22 protein-coding genes are annotated in these 20,661 nt (G+C 69.3%); 18 read left to right on the forward strand and 4 right to left on the reverse strand.

The window, feature by feature from the left end:
- Window positions 1-11: 11 nt before the first annotated feature.
- The 3 genes from F9C11_RS14805 to F9C11_RS14815 all read right to left on the reverse strand — a co-directional run bounded on the left by F9C11_RS14805 (window position 12) and on the right by F9C11_RS14815 (window position 3,048).
- Window positions 12-1,439: a hypothetical protein gene (locus tag F9C11_RS14805; RefSeq protein WP_409185440.1), complete on the reverse strand. Its 1,428-nt coding sequence runs from the start codon at window positions 1,437-1,439 to the stop codon at window positions 12-14.
- Between the two features lie 101 nt (window positions 1,440-1,540).
- Complete coding sequence (locus F9C11_RS14810) at window positions 1,541-2,314, reverse strand: TIGR03619 family F420-dependent LLM class oxidoreductase (protein WP_409185441.1); 774 nt, start codon at window positions 2,312-2,314, stop codon at window positions 1,541-1,543.
- A complete protein-coding gene (locus F9C11_RS14815) occupies window positions 2,311-3,048 on the reverse strand; it encodes an alpha/beta fold hydrolase (protein WP_409185442.1) in 738 nt (245 codons plus the stop codon). The genes F9C11_RS14810 and F9C11_RS14815 overlap by 4 nt, the downstream gene beginning before the upstream one ends.
- Before the next feature lie 56 nt (window positions 3,049-3,104).
- Here F9C11_RS14815 and F9C11_RS14820 point away from each other — a divergent pair, with 56 nt between their 5' ends.
- From F9C11_RS14820 to F9C11_RS14900, 17 genes are all read left to right on the forward strand, one after another.
- A complete protein-coding gene (locus F9C11_RS14820; RefSeq protein WP_409185443.1) occupies window positions 3,105-3,449 on the forward strand; it encodes a MerR family transcriptional regulator in 345 nt (114 codons plus the stop codon).
- 74 nt (window positions 3,450-3,523) lie between these two features.
- Window positions 3,524-4,390 carry a peptide chain release factor N(5)-glutamine methyltransferase gene (gene prmC / locus F9C11_RS14825; RefSeq protein ID WP_409185444.1) on the forward strand — a complete coding sequence of 289 codons (867 nt, stop codon included), beginning with the start codon at window positions 3,524-3,526 and terminating at the stop codon, window positions 4,388-4,390.
- 152 nt (window positions 4,391-4,542) lie between these two features.
- Window positions 4,543-6,564: a M6 family metalloprotease domain-containing protein gene (locus F9C11_RS14830; protein WP_409185445.1), complete on the forward strand. Its 2,022-nt coding sequence runs from the start codon at window positions 4,543-4,545 to the stop codon at window positions 6,562-6,564.
- Between the two features lie 116 nt (window positions 6,565-6,680).
- Window positions 6,681-7,877: a hypothetical protein gene (locus tag F9C11_RS14835; protein ID WP_409185446.1), complete on the forward strand. Its 1,197-nt coding sequence runs from the start codon at window positions 6,681-6,683 to the stop codon at window positions 7,875-7,877.
- Window positions 7,878-7,986: 109 nt separating this feature from the next.
- Entirely contained in the window at window positions 7,987-8,637 is a 651-nt protein-coding gene (locus F9C11_RS14840; protein WP_409185447.1) for an L-threonylcarbamoyladenylate synthase, read from the forward strand.
- 91 nt (window positions 8,638-8,728) lie between these two features.
- A complete protein-coding gene (locus F9C11_RS14845) occupies window positions 8,729-9,886 on the forward strand; it encodes a glycosyltransferase family 4 protein (protein ID WP_409185448.1) in 1,158 nt (385 codons plus the stop codon).
- 51 nt (window positions 9,887-9,937) lie between these two features.
- Window positions 9,938-10,405 carry a hypothetical protein gene (locus F9C11_RS14850; RefSeq protein ID WP_409185449.1) on the forward strand — a complete coding sequence of 156 codons (468 nt, stop codon included), beginning with the start codon at window positions 9,938-9,940 and terminating at the stop codon, window positions 10,403-10,405.
- Between the two features lie 385 nt (window positions 10,406-10,790).
- Window positions 10,791-11,576 carry a F0F1 ATP synthase subunit A gene (gene atpB / locus F9C11_RS14855; protein ID WP_409185450.1) on the forward strand — a complete coding sequence of 262 codons (786 nt, stop codon included), beginning with the start codon at window positions 10,791-10,793 and terminating at the stop codon, window positions 11,574-11,576.
- 58 nt (window positions 11,577-11,634) lie between these two features.
- Window positions 11,635-11,889 (forward strand): hypothetical protein, encoded by a 255-nt coding sequence (locus F9C11_RS14860; RefSeq protein ID WP_009082593.1) that lies wholly within the window; start codon window positions 11,635-11,637, stop codon window positions 11,887-11,889.
- Between the two features lie 28 nt (window positions 11,890-11,917).
- Window positions 11,918-12,472 (forward strand): F0F1 ATP synthase subunit B, encoded by a 555-nt coding sequence (locus F9C11_RS14865; RefSeq protein ID WP_409185451.1) that lies wholly within the window; start codon window positions 11,918-11,920, stop codon window positions 12,470-12,472.
- A gap of 6 nt (window positions 12,473-12,478) precedes the next feature.
- The gene (locus tag F9C11_RS14870) at window positions 12,479-13,303 is read left to right on the forward strand and encodes a F0F1 ATP synthase subunit delta (RefSeq protein WP_409185452.1); all 825 of its coding nucleotides are present in this window, start codon (window positions 12,479-12,481) and stop codon (window positions 13,301-13,303) included.
- A gap of 54 nt (window positions 13,304-13,357) precedes the next feature.
- Window positions 13,358-14,995 (forward strand): F0F1 ATP synthase subunit alpha, encoded by a 1,638-nt coding sequence (gene atpA / locus F9C11_RS14875; protein WP_409185453.1) that lies wholly within the window; start codon window positions 13,358-13,360, stop codon window positions 14,993-14,995.
- An 11-nt stretch (window positions 14,996-15,006) separates the two neighbouring features.
- A complete protein-coding gene (locus tag F9C11_RS14880; protein WP_409185454.1) occupies window positions 15,007-15,945 on the forward strand; it encodes a F0F1 ATP synthase subunit gamma in 939 nt (312 codons plus the stop codon).
- On the forward strand, window positions 15,945-17,372 hold the full coding sequence (gene atpD, locus F9C11_RS14885) for a F0F1 ATP synthase subunit beta (RefSeq protein ID WP_409185455.1): 1,428 nt from the start codon (window positions 15,945-15,947) through the stop codon (window positions 17,370-17,372). Before F9C11_RS14880 ends, atpD begins: the two co-directional genes overlap by 1 nt.
- Window positions 17,373-17,486: 114 nt before the next feature.
- A complete protein-coding gene (locus F9C11_RS14890) occupies window positions 17,487-17,852 on the forward strand; it encodes a F0F1 ATP synthase subunit epsilon (protein ID WP_009082582.1) in 366 nt (121 codons plus the stop codon).
- A 27-nt stretch (window positions 17,853-17,879) separates the two neighbouring features.
- The gene (locus F9C11_RS14895) at window positions 17,880-18,314 is read left to right on the forward strand and encodes a DUF2550 domain-containing protein (protein WP_409185456.1); all 435 of its coding nucleotides are present in this window, start codon (window positions 17,880-17,882) and stop codon (window positions 18,312-18,314) included.
- A gap of 85 nt (window positions 18,315-18,399) precedes the next feature.
- Entirely contained in the window at window positions 18,400-18,570 is a 171-nt protein-coding gene (locus tag F9C11_RS14900) for a hypothetical protein (RefSeq protein ID WP_409185457.1), read from the forward strand.
- A gap of 33 nt (window positions 18,571-18,603) precedes the next feature.
- On the opposite strand, the gene F9C11_RS14905 is transcribed toward F9C11_RS14900, so the two are convergent.
- Complete coding sequence (locus F9C11_RS14905) at window positions 18,604-19,170, reverse strand: cob(I)yrinic acid a,c-diamide adenosyltransferase (RefSeq protein ID WP_409185458.1); 567 nt, start codon at window positions 19,168-19,170, stop codon at window positions 18,604-18,606.
- Window positions 19,171-19,231: 61 nt separating this feature from the next.
- Here F9C11_RS14905 and murA point away from each other — a divergent pair, with 61 nt between their 5' ends.
- Window positions 19,232-20,506: a UDP-N-acetylglucosamine 1-carboxyvinyltransferase gene (murA, locus tag F9C11_RS14910; protein ID WP_409185459.1), complete on the forward strand. Its 1,275-nt coding sequence runs from the start codon at window positions 19,232-19,234 to the stop codon at window positions 20,504-20,506.
- The last annotated feature ends 155 nt before the right edge of the window (window positions 20,507-20,661 follow it).

Consider the following 20,661-nt stretch of genomic DNA (forward strand, 5'->3'; position numbering starts at 1 on the left):
CACCCGGCTTCTCACACGGCGGCGGGGAGTTCCTCGACGCTTCGGTCCTCGGTCTGTTCCGGCGCGTTGTCCGCGCGGGGGAGCAGGCTGAGGACGGCGAACACCACGGCCAGCACGGTCGGGAACAGCGTCAGCAGCTGGTGTTTCACGCCTTCGATGCCTTCGCCCAGCGCGGACAGCCCCAGCTGTCCCGCGGCGAAGAACACCAGCAGGAACGCGACAATCCCGTACTCGCGCCTGCCCCGGCGGAACGCGCGCACCCCGGCCCAGCCGACGAGCAGCCAAATCGGGATCAGCACGAACAGGCCGAGCGGCGCGACCAGCGCGGCGAGCCCGGAGAACACCGGCACCCGGTATTCCTTCGAAAGCCGCGGCTGTCCGGACAGTTCGCCGAAGCTGCCGAGGTTCGCCGGACGCGCGGTGAGCGCGTCGACGCCGCCCTGCTGCAGGATTTCGGCCGTCCGGCCCGGGTGCGTGGCGTAGTAGTGCAGCACGTTGCGGCGGCTGATTTTGTCCTTGTATTGCGGGTAAAGCGGGTCGTGCCAGGCCGCGCGCTCGCCCCACCAGCCGGTGCCGACGTACTGCTCGAACGATTCCGGCAGCCCGAGTGCGGCGAGGTCGGCCTTCGTGTCGTGCTTTCCGTCCACAATGGAATCGAAGATCGCGTGGTACATGTTGGCCTCGCGGTATTCCGCGTTGGCCGGATCGCCCTGCGACTGGACCGCCAGGGTGCCCGCGCCCACGAGCGCGAGCACGGCGAGCGGCAGCGCCCAGCGGTTCCGCCCGCGCGCGCCGGACGGCCGGGTCAGCAGCAGCGCGAGCGCGAAAAGCGGGATGAGCAACAGGGTTTGCGATTTGGCGTTGATCCCGATCAGTCCGCCGAGGACAGTCACCGCGGCACCGGCCCAGCGCAGTTTTCCGGGACGGTGCACCAGGAACAGTCCGCCGCAGATCAGCAGAATGCCGAGGAAGGCGGCGCCTTCGCTGAGCACCGAAGCGAAGTAGCCGAAGAACGCCGAGTCGGCCATCACCAGCAGCAGCAACGCCGTGGCGAGCAGCCGGTTTCGCCGGTTCAGGTCGAGGCCGAGCACGGTGACCGTGATCGCCGCCGCGACCAGCACGCTGGTGAGCACGCCGAGCACCAGCAGGTTCAGCACGCCGGACGCCCCGAACAGCGCGCCGATCTTGCCCGCCGCCCAGTCGAGCCACGCCTGGCTCGAGACGTAGGCGGAATCGCACGGCGGCGCGGACCCGTAACTGAACCGGACGAACCCTTCCGACGGCCGGTCCAGCTGCCGCCCGCCGAGCTGGCACAGCAACCGCCAGCCGTCGCCGTTGTCGGCCATCCCGACCGGCCGGGGCACCAGGAACCGCAGCAGCAACAGTCCGAGCGAGGCGACGAATACCCCGAGGCCGAAGCGCAGGTCCCTGGATCTCACCGGGCGGAGTCTAGAGGGGACCCCGCCGCGGGCGAGGGGGCGGGGCGGCGGGCCTCGTGAGCGTTCTCACCGGCGGGAACGCGCACCAGGCCCGGTCCGCTTCACTCGGTCGCGGCCGCGAACGCCGCCATCCGCTCCTCGTAGCCCTCGTGCGCACCGAAGTGCACCGCCACCGCGTCCGCTCCCGCCGCCCGATACGCGCGGTAGGTCTCGACGGCGGTTGTTTCGTCGAACTGCTGCCGGGCGATCCGCCGCACCCGCCGCTCCGGATCGAGCTGATCCAGCTTCGCGACCCGTTCCGCGAACGCCTCCGGCGAGAGTCCCGCGCTGAGCCACTGGTCCCCGGCCCGGACCGCCCGGCGGAGCGCGACCGGCGAGTTCCCGCCGACCAGGATCGGGATCCGCCCCTCCGGCCGCGGTTCGAAGTACCCGCCAGCGCGGCCCCGTCCGGTGGTGAACAGCTGGTCCAGCAGGGAAAGCGTGTCGTCCAGCGTCACCCCGCGCCGGGAGAAATCCGCGCCGATCTCGGCGAACTCCGGCTCGTTCCACCCCGCGCCGACGCCCAGGACCAGCCGGTGCCCGGACAGCCGGTCGATCGTCGCGGCCTGTTTGGCCAGCAGGTGCGGTTCGCGCAGCGGCACGATGATCACCGAGACGCCCAGCTGGACGCGTTCGGTCGCGGCGGCCAGGTAGGCGAGCGTGGCGAGCGGTTCGTACACGCCGCCGAAGACCTCGCCGAACGGTTCCGGCGGCAGCACGTGGTCGGGCAGCCAGACGGATTCGTAGCCCAGCTCCTCGGCCAGCCGGGCGAGGTCGGCGAGCCGGCGCGGGGTCAGGTCCGGCGATTCGTTCGGCAGGACCGCCTGGCGGCTCATCCCAGCGCCTTCCGGATCGCGGCGAGCCAGGCTTCCGGCGCTTCGTCGGCGATGCCGTGCCCGGAAGCGATCTCGACCAGGTCCGCTCCCGGAATGCCCTCGGCCAGCTCGCGCGAATGCCTCGGCGGAACGAGAGAGTCCAGCGTCGTGGCGATCACCAGCGTCGGGACCGCGATCGACGCCAGTTCCGCCCGGGTGTCGACCGAGCGGACCAGCTCGACCTGCTTCGCCGTGCCCGCGGGCACCGACGCGGCCAGCCCGTCGACCGCCGCGGCGAGCTGGTCCGGCGTGAGCGAATCGAGGAACGGCTCGCTGGCGGCGACGAGCAGCAGGTACTTGGCGAGCAGGGTGCGGTCGCCGTCCAGCAGGTGCGCCCACAGGTCCAGCGCCAGCTCCATCCGCGCGTCCGGCCGGGCGAGACCAGCGGTGAGGATGAGTCCGGTCACGCGTTCGGGATGCCGGGTGGCCACGCGGACCGCGACGGCCGTGCCGAGCGAGTAGCCGAGCACGGTGAACTTCTCGACCCCGGCGTCGACGGCGGTCGCGACCAGTCCGTCGGCCAGTTCGTCGAGGGTGCCGCCGGCGACCGGGTAATCGGCCCCGACCACGGTGTGCGTGCGGGCGAGGTCGTCCAGGAGCGGGCCGAAGTTGGCGGTCACCCCGCCGCCCGCGCCGTGCGCGAGCAGCAGGCCGGGGCCCTTTCCGGCGACCAGGGGATCGAAATGTTCTGTCATGGTCGCGACGTTAAGGATTGACACCAGTGTGAAGGCCAGAAGCGGGGGAAAATCGGATGCTGATCGGCGAACTCGCGCAGCGCACCGGCGTCGCGCCGCGGCTGCTGCGGTACTACGGCGAACAGGGCCTGCTGCCCTCGGCGCGCAATTCGAGCGGGTACCGGGTGTACGACGAGGAGGCCGTCGTCCGGGTGGCGCAGATCCGGAAACTGCTGGCCGCGGGCCTGACCACGGAGATGATCGCCGGAATGCTCGACTGCGCGAGCGGTCCCGCCGCGCACCTCGACCTGTGCCCCGATCTGGTGCGCAGGCTGCGCGGGGAACTGGCCGAAGTGGAGCGCCGGATCGGGGATCTCGCTCAGCGGCGCGAAGTCCTGTCCGGGTATCTCGGCCAGGCGTGAGGCCCGGGCGGCCGGGGGTCGATACGCTAAGCAGCACCCCCTCCGGGGGAGTTTCGACGAGTGAAGGACGACCAGTGAATCGGCAGCCGCTGCGCCTGGCCATCATGGAGGCCACCCGGATCCTCACCGAGGCGGGCGTGGAATCGCCGCGGTCGGACGCGGATCTCATCGCCGCGCACGTGCTCGGCGTCGACCGGGGCAGGCTGCCGATGGTGCCGCTGGTCGACCCGCCGGTGATCGACGCGATCGGCCAGCTGGTCGCGCAGCGCGCCAAGCGGATCCCGCTGCAGTACCTGACCGGATGGGCCGCGCTCGGCAACATCACGGTCAACGTCGGCGCGGGCGTGTTCGTCCCCCGTCCGGAAACCGAGCTGCTGCTCGAATGGGGCGTGAAATTCCTGCAGGGCCGCGAATACCCGGTGGTGGTCGACCTGTGCACCGGCTCCGGCGCGCTGGCGCTGGCGCTCGCGCACGAACGCCCGGACGCGGTGGTCTACGCGGTGGACGTCGACCCGCAGGCGCTCGCCTGGGCCCGGCACAACGCCGACGTGCACAGCGCGGCAGGCAACACCCCGATCCGGCTCTACTCCGGCGACATCGCCGACCCGACGATGTTCGCCGAACTCGACGGTCTCGTGGACCTGGTTCTCTGCAACCCGCCGTACGTGCCGGAGGGCACGCCGGTCCCGCCGGAGGTCGGCGAACACGACCCGGCACGCGCGGTCTTCGCCGAAGAGAGCGGCTTGGCGGTGATCCGGCACGCGATCGCGGCCGGCGCCCGATTGCTGCGACCAGGCGGCGGACTGGCCATCGAACACGACGACACGCACGGTTCGGCGGTCCCCGCGCTGGTGCGGGCGCGGCGGGTGCTGACCGGGGTGGAGGACCACCCCGACTACAGCGGGCGGCCGCGGTTCGTCACCGCTCGCCGTCTCGGCTGAGGATTCGCGCTGCGCCATTCGCACCTTTGCGTTGATCCTGCCCGACTTTCGTCGTGCGGCAGCGGGGTGGCTTTCGTTCGCTCGCCTAACGATCACCGTTAGCGTCGGGCCTCGGGACCGCCGGGCGGACCGGCGGAGAAGCGAGGAGCGAGATGAGATCCCCCTTACCCCGCCGGGATCACCGCACCCGGATCACCCGAAGCCGGACCACCCGGGCCGCCGTCGTCGTGGCGGTGGCGGCGCTGGCTCCCGCGTTGCTCGCCGGGAGCGCCGCCGCCGATCCGCTCACCCGGGGCTGGCCCGCGCCGCTGGACTCCGCGCACTGGGCCGACCAGGCGAGCATGACCTGGCAGGACTACCGCCAGGTGCCCGGCACCAACTGGGCCGACCCGTCGTTGAAACCGACCGTGCGCAAGTTCAAGGGCGCCGTCGTGCTGGCCGACTACCCGGACGCGGATTTCGTGGTCACCAAATCGCCGCATTCGACCGTTTTCGGCAATCCGTCGCCGTCGGCGAGCAATCTGCCGCGGGAAAAAGTCGCCCAGCACTACCAGGATTTCCTCAACAAACCCGAACCGCTCAACCACGGCCACACCATCAACGAGTACTGGATGGAGGACTCCGGCGGCCGGTTCGGCGTCGACCTCACCGCGTTCGGCCCCTACCGGATGCCGGGCAAATCCTTCGAGTACGGCATGGAAATGCAGCCGCAGGACTGCCCGGCGGACGCCGACTGCACCCGGGACCTGCGCAAGGACGCGGGCGACGCGTGGCGGGCCGACGTCGGGCCGGTGGCCGGCCAGTTCGACTTCATTTTCTTCCTTTCCGCGGGCCAGGACGAAAGCTCGACGTGGCAGGAATTCGGCGAGATGAAGTTCGGCGCGAAGGAGAACGTGCCCGCCGAATTCGGTCCGCCGGGCAGCAAACCCGGCGACCAGAACTGGGCGCACACGCGGTACGTGCCGTGGACGTCGTGGGCCTCGGCGGCGAGCATCTGGCCCAACGCGGCCAACGGATCCTCGACCCAGGCGGAAAGCTCCGGCCAGGGCGTGTTCGCGCACGAGTTCAGCCACATCCTCGGCATCGGCGACAACTACAACAACCCGTTCGGCAACCCGCCCCGGCGGTCCTACACCGGACCGTGGGAAATGTTGTCGCGCGGCAGTTTCAACGGCCCCGGCGGCCCGCACACGCGGTGGCAGATCCCGGCCACCGAAGGCGGTTCGATGGGCGCGCACCACATGCTGCGCAACAAACTCAAGCTCGGCATCGTCGATCCGAAGTCCGTGCTGAGCCTCGACCGGAACCAGCTCGCCACGACGGGTCCGGTCACCGCACGCGTGACCGCGCGGGAAGCGGAGCCGCAGCAAGGCGCGTACGCGGGCATCACGATCGCGCTCACCGGCGGTGACCGTTCGCCCAAGTGCGATCCGGCGAAGGACCCGAAGTGCGACGGCGGCGGGTACGACCACTACAGCGTCGAGGTGGTCGACCGGATGGGCTCGGACTCGTTCGCCCCGGACTCCGGAGTTCTGCTGGCCAAGACCAAAAACCGCGACGCCGCACCGTTCGAATGGATCGTGGACGCGAACCCGCAGGACATCAACCTGACCGATTACGTCCGCCCGGACGGCACACCGGTCAAGATCACCGTCGGCGACTACCGGCAGCTCAACGACGCCACGTTCAAGGCGGGCACCGGCGCGTCCAGCGGCTACGAGTACACCGACGAGGCCAACCGGCTGCGGTTCCTCGTCACCGACCTCGACCGGGACAGCCGTGGCGTGCTGTCGTACACGGTCACTGTCGCGTCGCTCGACGGTGCCGGACCGCAGACGCGCGGCGCGTGGTTGTGGCCCGCACTGCCCGCGTTCGCCAACGGCGGTCTCGCTACCTGCGATTTCCGCCTTTCGAACCAGGGCTCGGCCCGCGGCGCGACCGCCCCGTACGACCAGGACACCTACCGGCTGACCGCGTCCACCGACACCCGCGGCTGGGAGGTCCGGCTCCCGAACGCGCTGGCCACCGCGAAATTCGGCGGCTCGACGCGAATCCAGGCGTACGCGAAACGGTCGGCGGGCGCACCGCACACCGCTCGCGTGCGGCTGACCGCGACGTCGATCGCCGACCCGGCGAAGACCACGACGACCGCCTGCACCGCGATCGGGTTCTGAAGCCAGTAAAGGCGCCATCCGCCCGCGGCGGCGGATGGCGCCTTTTGACTGGGTTGCCCGCTATCGAGCCACCCCCTACCGTGGGGCAGCCGAACAATCAGACTTCTGGGGGAGTCATGTTCTTGCGTCAACGCATCACCGCGGCCTGCTGCGCGGTGCTCATCGCCGCCGGCGCGCTCACCGCGAGCGCGGCCAGCGCGTCCGCCGCGGCCGGCCCGACCACCCTCCCGGCCAGCCAATACACGCTGACCTCGGACTACCACAAATACGACGCGGTCTACTCCGGCCTTTCGGCCAAGCTGCACACCGTGCCGGTGCACACCGTCATGGACAACGCGAACCACGACCGCCAACCGCTGCCGTCCACCTTCACCCCGGCCGGGCTCACCGGCGGCTTCCGGTTCGACGACGGCGACAACGACGACTGCACCAACTACCCGCAGGGCATCACCACCAGCCGCGACGCGGTCGGCGGCGGCAACGGCGGGAACTACGACGGGCACCAGCTCGTCGCGGTCAGCTGGTACACCCGCGACGCGTGCGGCGGCAAACAGGTCCGCAGCCGGATCACGCTCGCCGACTGGGACGCGACATACCCGAACAAGTACCGCAAGATCCTGCTGGTCGAACCGACCGGCACGAGCGCTTCGCCGAACTACAAAGACATCCCGATCCACGCCGGCGGCGTCTCCTGGTACGGCGACTACCTGTACGTCGCCGACACCGGCGGCGGCATGCGGGTCTTCGACATGCGCAAGATCCTCGAGGTCAACTCGGGCGGCACGGCGGACCAGATCGGCCTTTCCGGCGGCCAGTACTACGCGCACAACTACCGCTACGTCCTGCCGCAGGTCGGCACGGTCGCCGCGCACACGACGTCCGGCACCAACCTGGCCTGGTCGAGCATCTCGCTGGACCGGGTGAGCAAATCGATCGTGATGACCGAGTACACCTGCAAGGCCGACTGCACCGACTACCCGAACCGCGCCCCCCGCGCGGTGCGCTTCCCGTTCGCCTCGGGAGCGACGACGTTCGCCGCCTCCACGACGGCGAGCCAGGCGCTGCAACTGCCTTGGTACAACCTCAACGGCGTCGCCTCGCACAACGGCCGCTGGTGGTTCAACTCCTCCGCCGCGAAGCAGCTCTACTACTGGACCCCGGCCGCGGGCCCGGCCACGCACGCCTGGGTGAGCAGCGGCGAGAGCATTTCGTACTGGGAGGACCCGGCGGGCGCGGATCTGCTGTGGTCCCTGCAGGAGGGCAAGGGGAACCGGAACGTGTTCGCGGTCAAGCAGGCCAGTTACGGCGCCTGACCGCCGACTGTCCGTGGAGGGGAACCCTCATCGACTCTGATTCCTTCAGGGTTCCCCTCACGCACCTCGGCAGCGCCTGCCCGGGGCGCCGGGGGATAGGCTTCCGGTCATGAGTGCGGTCTACGACTGCGGCAAGCGCGAATCCCGAGCCGAAGGCCTGTCCGCGGCGGCCGCCGCGGTGCGGTCGAGCCGGCTGGTCGTCCTGCCGACGGACACGGTGTACGGCATCGGCGCCGACGCGTTCGATTCCGGAGCCGTCCAAGCGTTGCTGCGGGCGAAGAACCGCGGCCCGGACATGCCGGTCGGCGTTCTCGTCGGCTCCTGGTCCACTGTGGACGGTCTGGTGCTCGGCGTTCCGCCGCAGGCGCGGGCGCTCATCGAGGCGTTCTGGCCGGGCGACCTGTCGATCGTGCTGCCGCACGCGCCGAGTCTGCAGTGGAATCTCGGCAACTCCCGCGGCACGGTGATGCTGCGGATGCCGCTGCATCCGGTCGCGCTCGAACTGCTGCGCGACGTCGGCCCGATGGCGGTGTCGAGCGCGAACGTCTCCGGGCGTTCGCCGGCCTCGACCGTCGAGGACGCGAAGGAGCAGCTCGGCGACGCGGTGTCGGTGTATCTCGACGGCGGTTCGAGCGGGGAAACGGTGGCGTCGTCCATCGTGGACCTGACCGGCGACAAGCCGCTGGTGCTGCGCGAGGGCACGGTCACCAAGGCCGCCATCGCCGAGGTGCTCGGCGTCGCCGAGGAGACGCTGGACTGAGCCGGGGAAGTGACTGCCGTTCACCGGGACCGCACGCGGGCGCGGTAGCGTGGCGCGGTGACTCCGACCTCCCGGCGGGCGTGACGCGGTCATGCCTGTAGTCCAAGGACTTCTCCCGATCCGGGAGTACCTGCTCGTCGCGCTGACCGCGACCGCCGTGACCTATCTGCTGACCGGCGTCGTGCGGCGGGTGGCCATCCGGATCGGCGCGATCGCCAACCCCCGCGCGCGCGACGTGCACGTCAAGCCGATCCCGCGGATGGGCGGCGTCGGCATCTACCTCGGGATCGCCGCGGCGATGGGGCTCGCACACCAGCTTCCCGCGCTCAGCCACGGTTTCGACGTCTCCTACGACGCGGTCGGCGTGCTGCTCGCGGCGGGCGTCATCTCGCTCATCGGCATCCTGGACGACCGGTTCGAACTCGACGCGTGGACGAAGCTCGCCGGACAGGTCATGTGCGCCGGGATCCTCGTCATCTTCGGCGTGCAGTGGGTGTCGTTCTGGGTGCCGTGGGGCGGCAACGGCGATTCCATCGGCTCGGTGCTGGTGCTGGACAAGAATCAGGGCGCGCTGCTGACCGTCGTGATGGTCGTGGTGATGGTCAACGCGATGAACTTCGTCGACGGCCTCGACGGGCTGGCCGGCGGGCTCGGCTTCATCGCCGCGGCGGCCACCTGCGTGTTCTCCCTCGGCCTTCTCGACAGCGCGGGCGGTGACTTCGGCTCGTACCCGCCCGCGCTCATCGCCGCCGCGCTCGCCGGGGCCTGTCTCGGTTTCCTTCCGTACAACTTCCAGCCGGCCAAAATTTTCATGGGCGACTCCGGATCGATGATGATCGGGCTGATGCTCGCCGGGGCCACCACCTCGGCGAGCGGACGGGTCAACTACACCCGGTTCTCCGCCTCGGACGCGCTGGCCCTGCTGTCGCCGCTGGTGGTCGTCGTGGCGGTGCTTTTCGTGCCGGTGCTCGACCTGGTGATGGCCGTCGTCCGGCGCACGCGGCGCGGGCAGAGCCCGTTCGCCGCCGACAAAATGCATCTGCACCACCGGTTGCTGGAAATCGGCCATTCGCAACGGCGCGCGGTGCTGTTGATCTATTTGTGGGCCGGGATTCTTTCTTTCGGCGCGGTGTCCATCACGATTTTCGACAGCCCGGTGGTGTTCTGGGCGATCGGCGCGGCATTGGCGGTCGCGGTGCTGGTTTCGCTGGTGCCCCGGCTGCGTTCCCGGCACCGGCACGGCGTCTGAAACCGCGGCCGGTCTATACTGGCGGGTCGAACCGAACGAGGAGCGAATGCAGTGAGCGACACCGAGACGCCCGAGACGGCTCAGGCCGCAGCTCCGGAGAACCCGCACGCCGCTCCGGTGCGCCAGCTCGCGCGCTCGATGACGCGTGCCTCGCTGCTGTTCACGCCGCCGTTCATCCTGGTCTGCATTGTGCTTTTCACCGTCCTCAACGGACTGCACGGCTTCCTCGGCGCGGTGGTCGGCGGCGTGCTCGCGATGGTCGCCTCGCTGTCGACGCTGGGCATGATGAAGGTATCCGCCGGACAGGACCCGTCGCTGGTGATGCTCATCGCTCTCGGCGGTTACGCGGCGAAGGTCATCCTGCTGTTCCTCGCCCTCACTCTGCTCAAGGGCGTCACCGTGCTGCACCCGCTTTCGCTGGGTATCACGATGATCGTCGCCATTCTCGTGGCCGCCGCCGCGGAGTTCGCGGCATTCCGCAAAGCGCGTATTCCGACCATCATTCCCGCCTCGAATTGACGGGTTCGGGACAAGGGTCCCAGCCGGATCCGGGACCTAGGTCCTGGACCGTTCGGCTGGTAAGGAGTACGCCTGTACGGCAGTGATTGACCTGCTGGTATGGTCCGCGTCATGGGTGGCGGCCTCGGCCGCGCACTCCCGACGACGAACCGCGATCAGCAGTGTGGCGACCGGATGGTTCCGCCTCTCCCGACAGCTGGTCCGAAGTAGACCGCAGGGCAGTGTTCACGCGAGACATCCCTCGGGCGCAGACCGGCGAATTGGCTCCGCGCACGGTGGGTACCGCCGCCTCCGGCGTCCCGATGCGTATCGGGTACGTTAAGTCCAGATCGTGACGATTCCCCCGGCGGAGTGAACGCCGGCCGGGAGAACCGGGAGGAGCCCAGTGGCCGCGCTGGTACTGACCGAGGGTGCGACCTTCGCGCCCCCTGGCGCCGAAAGCTTTGAGCTGCCGCCGTTGTTCGGCTTCGTCACGAAGCCGATGCTTCTGGTGGTGCTCTCGGTGATCATCATCGCGGGGTACTTCCTGCTGGCGACGCGCAAGCTGAAGGTCGTTCCGAGCAAAGGCCAGTTCGTGGCCGAGGGCATCTACGACTTCGCGCGCAACAACATCGCCCGCGAGCAGATCGGCTCGAAGGACTTCAAGCGCTTCGTGCCGGTCATCTTCGCGTTGTTCACCTTCATCCTGCTGAACAACCTGTACGGGGTCATCCCGTTCCTGCAGTTCCCCACCATGGCGCGGTTCGGGTTCCCGATCGCGTTGTCGGTGCTCGTGGTCTACCCGGTCTACCACTACGTCGGGATCAAGAAGCACGGCCTCGGCGGGTACTTCAAGAAGGAGCTCGCCCCGGCCGGCGTGCCCGGTCCGGTGCTGCCGCTGTACGCGCTGATCGAGTTCGCGGAGAAGTTCTTCCTCAACCCGCTCACGCTCGCCATCCGGGTTTTCGCCGCCATGTTCGCGGGACACCTGATCCTGGCGGTCTTCACCCTCGGCGGCACTTTCCTGCTGACCGAGACCTCGAGCATCGCGCTGAAGCCGGTGTCGCTGGTGGCGTGGATCTTCGCCATCGGCCTGACGTTCCTGGAGGCGTTCATCCAGTGCCTCCAGGCGTACATCTTCGCCCTGCTTTCCGCGGGGTACATCGGCGCCGCGCTGGCGTCGGAGCACTGAGAACACACACAGACCCCGATCCGCGTGAGTGCGCGGACCGAAGTGAAGGGAAACGCACGTGAGCAACATCGTTCTGGCCCAGGCCGCCGCCGAGACCATCAACCTCAACAAGGGCCTCGCCGCGATCGGCTACGGCCTGGGCGCGATCGGCCCCGGCATCGGTGTGGGCCTGATCTTCGCCGCGGTGATCAACGGCACCGCGCGTCAGCCGGAGGCCCAGAGCAAGCTGCAGGGCATCGGTTACGCCACCTTCGTGCTCACCGAGGTGCTGGCTCTGATCGGTATCGTCATCTACTTCATCGCCTCCGCCTGAGTCGTCCGCTCTCGCTTAAGGAGACGTTGTGCTGAAGAACCAAGTGGCGCTGGCAGCAGAAGCCCACAATCCGATCGTTCCGGAGTGGTCGGAACTGATCCTCGGCATCGTCGCCTTCCTGATCCTGCTGTTCATCCTCAAGAAGTACGTCGTCCCTCGTTTCGAGAAGGCGTACGAGGAGCGGGCGCAGAAGATCGAAGGCGGGATCGAGAAGGCCGAGAAGGCTCAGGCGGAGGCCGAGAAGGCGCTGTCGGAGTACAAGGCGCAGCTGGCGGACGCTCGTTCCGAGGCCGCGAAGATCCGCGACGACGCCCGGCTCGAAGCCGAGCAGATCAAGGCGGAGCTGCGGGAGCAGGCCGAGGCCGAATCCCAGCGGATCGTGGCGCAGGGCCACGCCCAGCTGCAGGCGCAGAAGGCGCAGATCGTCGCCGAGCTGCGGGCCGAAATGGGCCGCAACGCGGTCGAGCTGGCCGGCCGCATCGTCGGCGAGTCGCTCGAGGACGAGGCGCGCCGTCGCGGCACCGTCGACCGGTTCCTCGCGGAGCTGGACACCGCCGGGGCCACTAACGGAGCGGGGAAGTAACCAGAGATGACGCTGCATGCTGCGAGCCGTGAAGCGCTCGACCTCGCCGAGCGCACGCTCGGCGAGGTGCTGGCCGGAGCGGGCGCCGATCCCGCGAAGGTCGGGGACGAGCTGCTCTCGGTCGTCGACCTCCTTGACCGCGAAATCGGCCTGCGCCGCGCGGTCGGCGATTCTTCGGTCGCTCCGGAGAGCCGCCAGGGCCTGGTCCGCCGCCTGTTCGACGGAAAGCTGAGCGAGCAGGCCCTGAAGGTGCTCGACACCGTGGCGGGCAGCCGCTGGTCCAGTCCCCGCGAGCTGGTGGACGGGCTCGAGTCGATCGGCCGTTCGGCGCTGCTCACCGCCGCCGAAAAGGCCGGGAACATCGAAACCGTCGAGTCTCAGCTGTTCCAGGTCGCGCGGATCGTCGCGGGCGCCCCGGAACTCGAGGCGGCGCTGTCCGACCTGGCCGCTCCCGCCGACGCGAAGCGGACCCTGGTCCGCGGGCTGTTCGCGGACAAGGTCGACGCGGTCGTCGAGACCCTGGTCGAGCAGGCCGTGCAGCGCGCCAAGGGGCGCGGCATCGGCAACGCGCTCGACAAGCTGGTCACGCTGGCCGCCGAGCGGCGCGAACGCTCGGTCGCGTACGTGACCTCGGCGAACGCGCTCACCGACGAGCAGCGGGCCCTTCTCGGGACCAAGCTCGACGGCATCTACGGGCGGCCGATCGCGCTGCACGTCGAGATCGACCCGGCACTCGGCGGCGGGCTCGTCGTCCGCGTCGGGGACGAGGTCATCGACGGCAGCACGTCCGGGCAGCTGGCGGCGGTGCGCCGCACGCTGAGCCGGGCCTGAGCGGCACCACAGACTTTGCACACTGGACAGAAGAGAAGCGAGAGCGGGAACGAAATGGCGGAGCTGACGATCTCCTCGGACGAGATCGCCCACGCGATCGAGAATTACGTCTCGAGTTACGCCCCTTCGGTGGAGCGGGAAGAGGTCGGCGTCGTCGCCGACGCCGGTGACGGCATCGCCCACGTCGAAGGGCTGCCCTCGGCCATGGCCAACGAGCTGCTCGAGTTCCCGGGCGGCGTCCTTGGCGTGGCGCTGAACCTGGACGCGCGCTCCATCGGCGCGGCGATCCTCGGCGACTTCGAAAGCATCGAAGAAGGCCAGCAGGTCAAGCGGACCGGCCAGGTCCTCTCGGTGCCGGTCGGCGACGGCTACCTCGGCCGGGTCGTCAACCCGCTCGGCCAGGCCATCGACGGCCTCGGCGAGATCGAGACCACCGGCCGCCGCGCGCTGGAGCTCAAGGCCGCCTCGGTGGTCGAGCGCCAGCCGGTGTCCGAGCCGCTGCAGACGGGCATCACCGCGATCGACGCGATGACCCCGATCGGCCGCGGCCAGCGCCAGCTGATCATCGGCGACCGCAAGACCGGCAAGACCGCGGTCGCGGTGGACACGATCATCAACCAGAAGGCCAACTGGGAGACCGGCGACCCGAAGAAGCAGGTCCGCTGCATCTACGTCGCGGTCGGCCAGAAGGGCTCCACGATCGCCTCGGTGAAGTCGGCGCTCGAAGAGGCAGGCGCGATGGAGTACACCACCATCGTCGCGGCCCCGGCGTCCGACTCGGCGGGCTTCAAGTGGATCGCCCCCTACACCGGCTCGGCCATCGGCCAGCACTGGATGTACGAGGGCAAGCACGTCCTGATCGTGTTCGACGACCTGACCAAGCAGGCCGACGCCTACCGCGCGATCTCGCTGCTGCTGCGCCGCCCGCCGGGCCGCGAGGCGTTCCCCGGCGACGTCTTCTACTTGCACTCCCGTCTCCTCGAGCGCTGCGCGAAGCTCTCGGACGAGCTGGGCGCGGGCTCGCTGACCGGGCTGCCGATCATCGAGACCAAGGCCAACGACGTGTCGGCCTACATCCCGACGAACGTCATCTCGATCACCGACGGCCAGTGCTTCTTCCAGTCGGACCTCTTCAACGCCGGTCAGCGCCCGGCCATCGACGTGGGCATCTCGGTGTCCCGCGTGGGTGGTGCCGCGCAGGTCAAGGCGATGAAGAACGTCGCGGGCTCGCTGCGCATCGACCTGTCCCAGTACCGCGAGCTGGAGGCGTTCGCCGCCTTCGCCTCGGACCTGGACGACGCGTCGAAGGCGCAGCTGGAGCGCGGCGCCCGGCTGTACGAGGTGCTCAAGCAGCCGCAGTACTCCCCGGTTCCGGTCGAGGAGCAGGTCGCCACGGTGTACCTGGGCACGAACGGCTACTTCGACTCGGTCCCGACCGAGGACGTGCGCCGCTTCAACCAGGAGTTCCTCGACTCGGCGCGGCGCAAGCACGCCGAGGTGCTGGGCGCGATCCGCGACACCGGCAAGTTCGAGGACGACACCCGCGACGCGCTGATCGCGGCGGTGAACGAGTTCAAGAAGGAGTTCACCACCTCCGAGGGCAAGCCGCTCGAGTCGAACGCCGACGCGATGGCCGCCGAGAAGGTCGGGCAGGAGACCGTCAAGGTCAACAAGCCCGCCCCGAAGAAGTGAGCTGGTAGCCCATGGCCGCACAACTCCGGGAGCTTCGCTCGCGCATCAAGGCGACGAAGTCGATCGGCAAGATCACCAAGGCGATGGAGCTCATCGCCACCGCGCGCATCACCAAGGCGCGCGCGAAGGTCGCCGCTTCCCGGCCGTACGCGGACGAGATCACCAAGGTGCTCTCGGCGCTGGCCGGCGCGGCGGCCAACCTCGACCACCCGCTCCTGGTCGAGCGCCCGAACCCGAAGCGCGCCGCCGTCCTGGTCGTCACCAGTGACAAGGGCCAGTGCGGCGGTTACAACTCCAATGTGCTGAAGGCGACCGAAGAGCTGCTTGCCCTCCTCAAGAGCGAGGACAAGGAGGTCGACGTCTACACCACCGGCAGCAAGGGCCTGAACTACTACCGGTTCCGCAACCGCCCGGTGGCCGGCAGCTGGACGGGCTTCTCCGACCAGCCGGCCTACCCGGACGCGGTCGCGGCGGCCGAGACGCTGGTGAAGTCCTTCAACGCCGGGGTCGACGACGCTTCGGGCAATGCGGACGGCATCACCGGCGTGGACGAGATCCACGTCGTCTACACCGAGTTCGTGTCGATGCTGACGCAGCGCCCGGTCGCCAAGCGGGTCGCGCCGCTCGAGGTCGAGTACTCCGAGGGCGAGGACGAGAAGCCGGCCGGTCTGCTGCCGAGCTACGAGTTCGAGCCCAGTGCCGACAAGCTGCTGGCCGCGCTGCTGCCGAAGTACATCAACACCCGGCTGTACGCGGCGCTGCTCGAGTCCGCTGCGTCCGAGCTGGCCGCCCGCCGGACGGCGATGAAGGCCGCGTCGGACAACGCGAACGAACTGGTGAACACGCTGACGCGGGAGGCGAACCAGGCCCGGCAGGCGCAGATCACCCAGGAGATCTCCGAAATCGTCGGTGGCGCGAACGCGCTCACCGCAGCAGGAAGTGATGACTGATGACCAGTACTGAAGCCCCGCGCGCCAAGGGGCGCATCGTCTCGGTGACCGGGCCGGTCGTCGACGTCGAGTTCCCGCGCGGTTCCGTTCCCGAGCAGTTCAACGCGCTCAAGGTCGAGATCGAGTTCGAGCAGCTGCGCAAGACGGTCACCCTCGAGGTGGCCGCGCACCTGGGCGACAACCTCGTGCGCACGATTTCGCTGCAGCCGCAGGACGGCCTCGTCCGCGGCGCGGAGGTCACCGACACCGGCGGCCCGATCACCGTCCCGGTGGGCGACAAGGTCAAGGGCCACGTCTACAACGCGCTCGGCGAGTGCCTGGACGAGCCCGGCTACGGCGACGACCTCGAGCGCTGGGGCATCCACCGCAACCCGCCCGCCTTCGACCAGCTCGAGGGCAAGACGGAGATGCTGGAGACCGGCCTGAAGGTCGTCGACCTGCTGACCCCGTACGTGCAGGGCGGCAAGATCGGCCTGTTCGGCGGCGCGGGCGTGGGCAAGACGGTGCTGATCAAGGAAATGATCACCCGTGTCGCCCGGAACTTCGGCGGCACCTCGGTGTTCGCCGGCGTCGGCGAGCGCACCCGCGAGGGCAACGACCTCTTCCTGGAGATGTCCGAGGACGGCGTCATCAACGACACCGCCCTCGTGTTCGGCCAGATGGACGAGCCGCCGGGCACGCGTATGCGCGTCGCGCTGTCCGCGCTGACCATGGCGGAGTACTTCCGCGACGTCCAGAACCAGGACGTGCTGCTGTTCATCGACAACATCTTCCGGTTCACCCAGGCCGGTTCCGAGGTGTCGACCCTGCTGGGCCGCATGCCTTCGGCCGTGGGCTACCAGCCGACGCTGGCGGACGAGATGGGCCAGCTGCAGGAGCGGATCACCTCGACCCGGGGCCGTTCGATCACCTCGATGCAGGCGATCTACGTGCCCGCGGACGACTACACCGACCCGGCGCCGGCGACGACGTTCGCCCACCTGGACGCCACCACCGAGCTTTCCCGGTCGGTGTTCCAGAAGGGCATCTTCCCGGCGGTGGACCCGCTGGCGTCGACCTCGACGATCCTCGACCCGGCGATCGTCGGCGAGGACCACTACCGCGTCGCCTCCGAGGTCATCCGGATCCTGCAGAAGTACAAGGAGCTGCAGGACATCATCGCGATCCTCGGCATGGACGAGCTTTCCGAAGAGGACAAGCTGACCGTGCAGCGGGCGCGCCGGATCGAGCGGTTCCTGTCCCAGAACATGCTGGTGGCCGAGGCCTTCACGCAGATCCCGGGCTCCACGGTGCCGCTGGCCGAGACGATCGAGTCGTTCGACCGGATCACCAAGGGCGACTTCGACCACTACCCGGAGCAGGCGTTCCTGGGCATCGGCGGGCTCGAGGACCTCGAGAAGAAGTACCACGAGATCACCGGCAAGTGAGTGCGTGAGACCGGCGGGGGCACTGTCCACAATGGACAACGGCCCCCGCCGTTCTCGTAACCGAAGCAAGACCTATTACACTCGGTGGTGACACCCCGAGCGAAGGAGTGCTACGTGGCTGAGATGTCCGTGGAGCTGGTTGCCGTCGAGCGCCGGCTCTGGTCGGGTACCGCCACCTTCGTGGTGGCGCAGACCACCGAGGGCGAGATCGGCATCATGCCCGGACACGAGCCGGTGCTGGGCCAGCTCGTCGAGGGTGGCGTGGTGAAGGTGAACACGACGGACGGCGACGTGCTGACCGCCGCGGTGCACGGCGGGTTCCTGTCCGTGACCGCGACCGGGGTGAGCGTGCTCGCGGAGAGTGCCGAGCTGTCCGACGAAATCGACGTGGCCGCCGCGAAGGCAGCCCTCAGCACCGGCGACGAGGCGGAGCGGACGAGGGCCACGGCCCAGCTCCGCGCGGCCGGGCAGTCGGTCTGAGCGAAGTAGACGGGCAGGAGCCGGGCCGTGCAGATCGCTGTAGTGGTGCTAGTGCTCCTGATCGTGCTCGTCGTCGTGGTCGGCTGGTACGGCCAGCGGTGGATCCGGATGCGCCGCGGCGGCGGCGTCAGCGTGGCGCTGCGGTGGCGTCCGGACAGCCCGCGGTCGAGCTGGCACCTCGGCCTCGGCCGGTACGAGGGCGAGAAGTTCGTCTGGTATCGCGTGTGGAGCCTGCGCACCGGCCCGGATCGCGTGTTCCAGCGGGAAAGCATGCAGATCGCGGACCGGCGGGACCCGTCCGGAACCGAGGCGTACGCGGTTCCTGAGGGCTCGACGGTGCTGCGCTGCGAGTCCTCGGACCAGGAACCGATCGAGATCGCGATGGGTCCGGGTGCGCTGACCGGGTTCCTGTCGTGGCTCGAATCGGCTCCGCCGGGGCGAAGGCTGCCGCGAGCTTCGTGAGTTTTCCGGCAAGGCCCGTCACCGTTCGCGGTGGCGGGCTTTTTTGCTGCTCGTGCCGCGGGTTCGGCGGCGCTACGCTGGGCAGATGGACGCCCGAGAACGGGAAGACCGGGCCCGCCGCTGGCAGCGCCTGCCGGAGCCGGTGCGGCTCGAGGACCTCAGTGCCGCCCAGGCCGTCGAGCCGGGGCGGGATTCGACGTGGGACGTCGATTACGAGCGCTATTGGGCCGCTCAGGAGGCGAGCTGGGGCCGGTAGCCCGCTAGCTCGCCGTGGAGGAGGGCGGCTGCCTCAGCCGCCCGGCTGCCACAGCACGTCGCCGTCGGGATTCGCCAGCCGGGCCAGGATGAACAGCAGGTCCGAGAGCCGGTTCAGGTACTTGGCCGCGATCGGGTTCGACGTGTCCGGCTCGGCCTCCATCAGCGCCCACGCCGACCGTTCCGCGCGGCGGGAGACTGTGCGCGCCTGGTGCAGGAACGCCGCGCCCGGGGTGCCGCCCGGAAGGATGAAGGACGTGAGCTTCGGCAGGCGTTCGTTGAACTCGTCGCACCAGCCCTCGAGCCGTTCCAGGTACGCCTCGGTGATGCGTAGCGGCTCGTACGGCGGGTCTTCCTGGATCGGCAGGCACAGGTCCGCGCCGACGTCGAAAAGGTCGTTCTGGATCCGGCGCAGCACGCCGGTGATCTCGTCGGGCAGCCCGCCGAGCGCGATCGCCAGGCCGAGCACGGAATTGGCCTCGTCGGTGTCGGCGTAGGCGGACAGCCGGGCCGAGGTCTTGGGCACCCGGGAGCCGTCGCCGAGCGCGGTCGTGCCGTTGTCGCCGACCTTCGTGTAGACCCGGTTGATGCGAACCACCATGTGCCCGACTCTACCGGCCCGGGTTCGGGCAAAACTGGGCGAGAGGGCATGATTGGCGGCCATGAGCGAGCACTTCGACGTGCATGGCGGAGCGCGGCTGGTCGGCGAGGTCGACGTGGTCGGCGCCAAGAACAGCGTGCTGAAACTGATGGCCGCGGCACTGCTGGCCGAAGGCACCACGACCATCACGAACTGCCCGCAGATCCTGGACGTCCCGCTGATGGGCGACGTTCTGCGCAGCGTCGGCTGCGAGGTGGAGATCGAGGGCGACACGGCGCGCATCACGACGCCCGCGGAGCTGTCGCACCGCGCCGATTCGGCCGCGATGGGCAAGCTGCGCGCCTCGGTGTGCGTGCTGGGCCCGCTGGTCGGCCGGTTGAAGCAGGCGGTCGTGGCGCTGCCCGGCGGCGACGCGATCGGCCAGCGCCCGCTGGACATGCACCAGGCCGGCCTGCGCAAGCTCGGCGCGACGAGCACCATCGAGCACGGCTGCGTCGTCGCGAAGGCCGAAACGCTGGTGGGCACCCAGATCTGGCTGGATTTCCCGAGCGTCGGGGCGACCGAGAACATCCTGATGGCGGCCGTGCTGGCCGAGGGCACGACGGTGATCGACAACGCCGCCCGCGAACCGGAAATCGCGGACATCTGCACGATGCTGACCGAAATGGGCGCGAAAATCGAGGGCGCGGGCACCTCGACGCTCACCGTGCACGGCGTCGAGCAGCTGCACCCGACCGAGCACCGCGTGATCGGCGACCGCATCGTCGGCGCGACCTGGGCGTTCGCCGCCGCGATGACCCGCGGCGACCTGACCGTGCGCGGCGTGAACCCGCACCACCTCGACCTGGTCCTGGACAAACTACGGCTGGCCGGCGCGGAGGTGACCACCTACGACGACAAGGGTTTCCGGGTGGTCCAGCCGGAACGCCCGAAGGCGGTCGACTGGGTGACCCTGCCGTACCCCGGTTTCGCCACCGACCTGCAGCCGTTCGCGGTCGCGCTGTCGGCGGTGTCCGAGGGAACGTCGATGATCACGGAAAACGTGTACGAGGCGAGGTTCCGCTTCATCGAGGAAATGATCCGGCTCTCCGGAGACGCCCGCACGGACGGCCACCACGCGGTGGTCCGAGGAGTGGAGAAGCTGTCGAGCGCGCCGGTGTGGGCGTCGGACATCCGCGCCGGGGCCGGGTTGGTGCTGGCCGGGCTGTGCGCGGACGGGGTGACCGAGGTGTGGGACGTGTTCCACATCGACCGCGGGTATCCGCATTTCGTGGAGAACCTGAACCGGCTGGGCGCACGGATCGAACGGGTGACCGGGGAGCCGGAGCGGGCTTGAGCGGTGGCCGGACCTGGTGGTTCACGCCGCCGGTCCGGCCGCGTCCTCGTCGCCGAGGTGAGGTCGCCAGGGGTCGATTACCGTGGACCAGATCGACGAACCCGCCGAATACGCGGCCGCCGCGATTCTGGTTTCTTTGAAGCTGGCGACGCTCT

The sequence above is a fragment of the Amycolatopsis sp. VS8301801F10 genome (assembly GCF_046195355.1).
Lineage (GTDB): Bacteria > Actinomycetota > Actinomycetes > Mycobacteriales > Pseudonocardiaceae > Amycolatopsis.

Bases quoted from the DNA above. Each gene is read 5' to 3' on its own strand.
- F9C11_RS14810 (WP_409185441.1), bottom strand. From the start codon at position 2,314: ATGAGCCGCCAGGCGGTCCTGCCGAACGAATCGCCGGACCTGACCCCG.
- F9C11_RS14815 (WP_409185442.1), bottom strand. From the start codon at position 3,048: ATGACAGAACATTTCGATCCCCTGGTCGCCGGAAAGGGCCCCGGCCTG.
- F9C11_RS14820 (WP_409185443.1), top strand. From the start codon at position 3,105: ATGCTGATCGGCGAACTCGCGCAGCGCACCGGCGTCGCGCCGCGGCTG.
- F9C11_RS14830 (WP_409185445.1), top strand. From the start codon at position 4,543: ATGAGATCCCCCTTACCCCGCCGGGATCACCGCACCCGGATCACCCGA.
- F9C11_RS14835 (WP_409185446.1), top strand. From the start codon at position 6,681: ATGTTCTTGCGTCAACGCATCACCGCGGCCTGCTGCGCGGTGCTCATC.
- F9C11_RS14840 (WP_409185447.1), top strand. From the start codon at position 7,987: ATGAGTGCGGTCTACGACTGCGGCAAGCGCGAATCCCGAGCCGAAGGC.
- F9C11_RS14845 (WP_409185448.1), top strand. From the start codon at position 8,729: ATGCCTGTAGTCCAAGGACTTCTCCCGATCCGGGAGTACCTGCTCGTC.
- F9C11_RS14870 (WP_409185452.1), top strand. From the start codon at position 12,479: ATGACGCTGCATGCTGCGAGCCGTGAAGCGCTCGACCTCGCCGAGCGC.
- atpA (WP_409185453.1), top strand. From the start codon at position 13,358: ATGGCGGAGCTGACGATCTCCTCGGACGAGATCGCCCACGCGATCGAG.
- F9C11_RS14880 (WP_409185454.1), top strand. From the start codon at position 15,007: ATGGCCGCACAACTCCGGGAGCTTCGCTCGCGCATCAAGGCGACGAAG.
- atpD (WP_409185455.1), top strand. From the start codon at position 15,945: ATGACCAGTACTGAAGCCCCGCGCGCCAAGGGGCGCATCGTCTCGGTG.
- F9C11_RS14900 (WP_409185457.1), top strand. From the start codon at position 18,400: ATGGACGCCCGAGAACGGGAAGACCGGGCCCGCCGCTGGCAGCGCCTG.
- F9C11_RS14905 (WP_409185458.1), bottom strand. From the start codon at position 19,170: ATGGTGGTTCGCATCAACCGGGTCTACACGAAGGTCGGCGACAACGGC.
- murA (WP_409185459.1), top strand. From the start codon at position 19,232: ATGAGCGAGCACTTCGACGTGCATGGCGGAGCGCGGCTGGTCGGCGAG.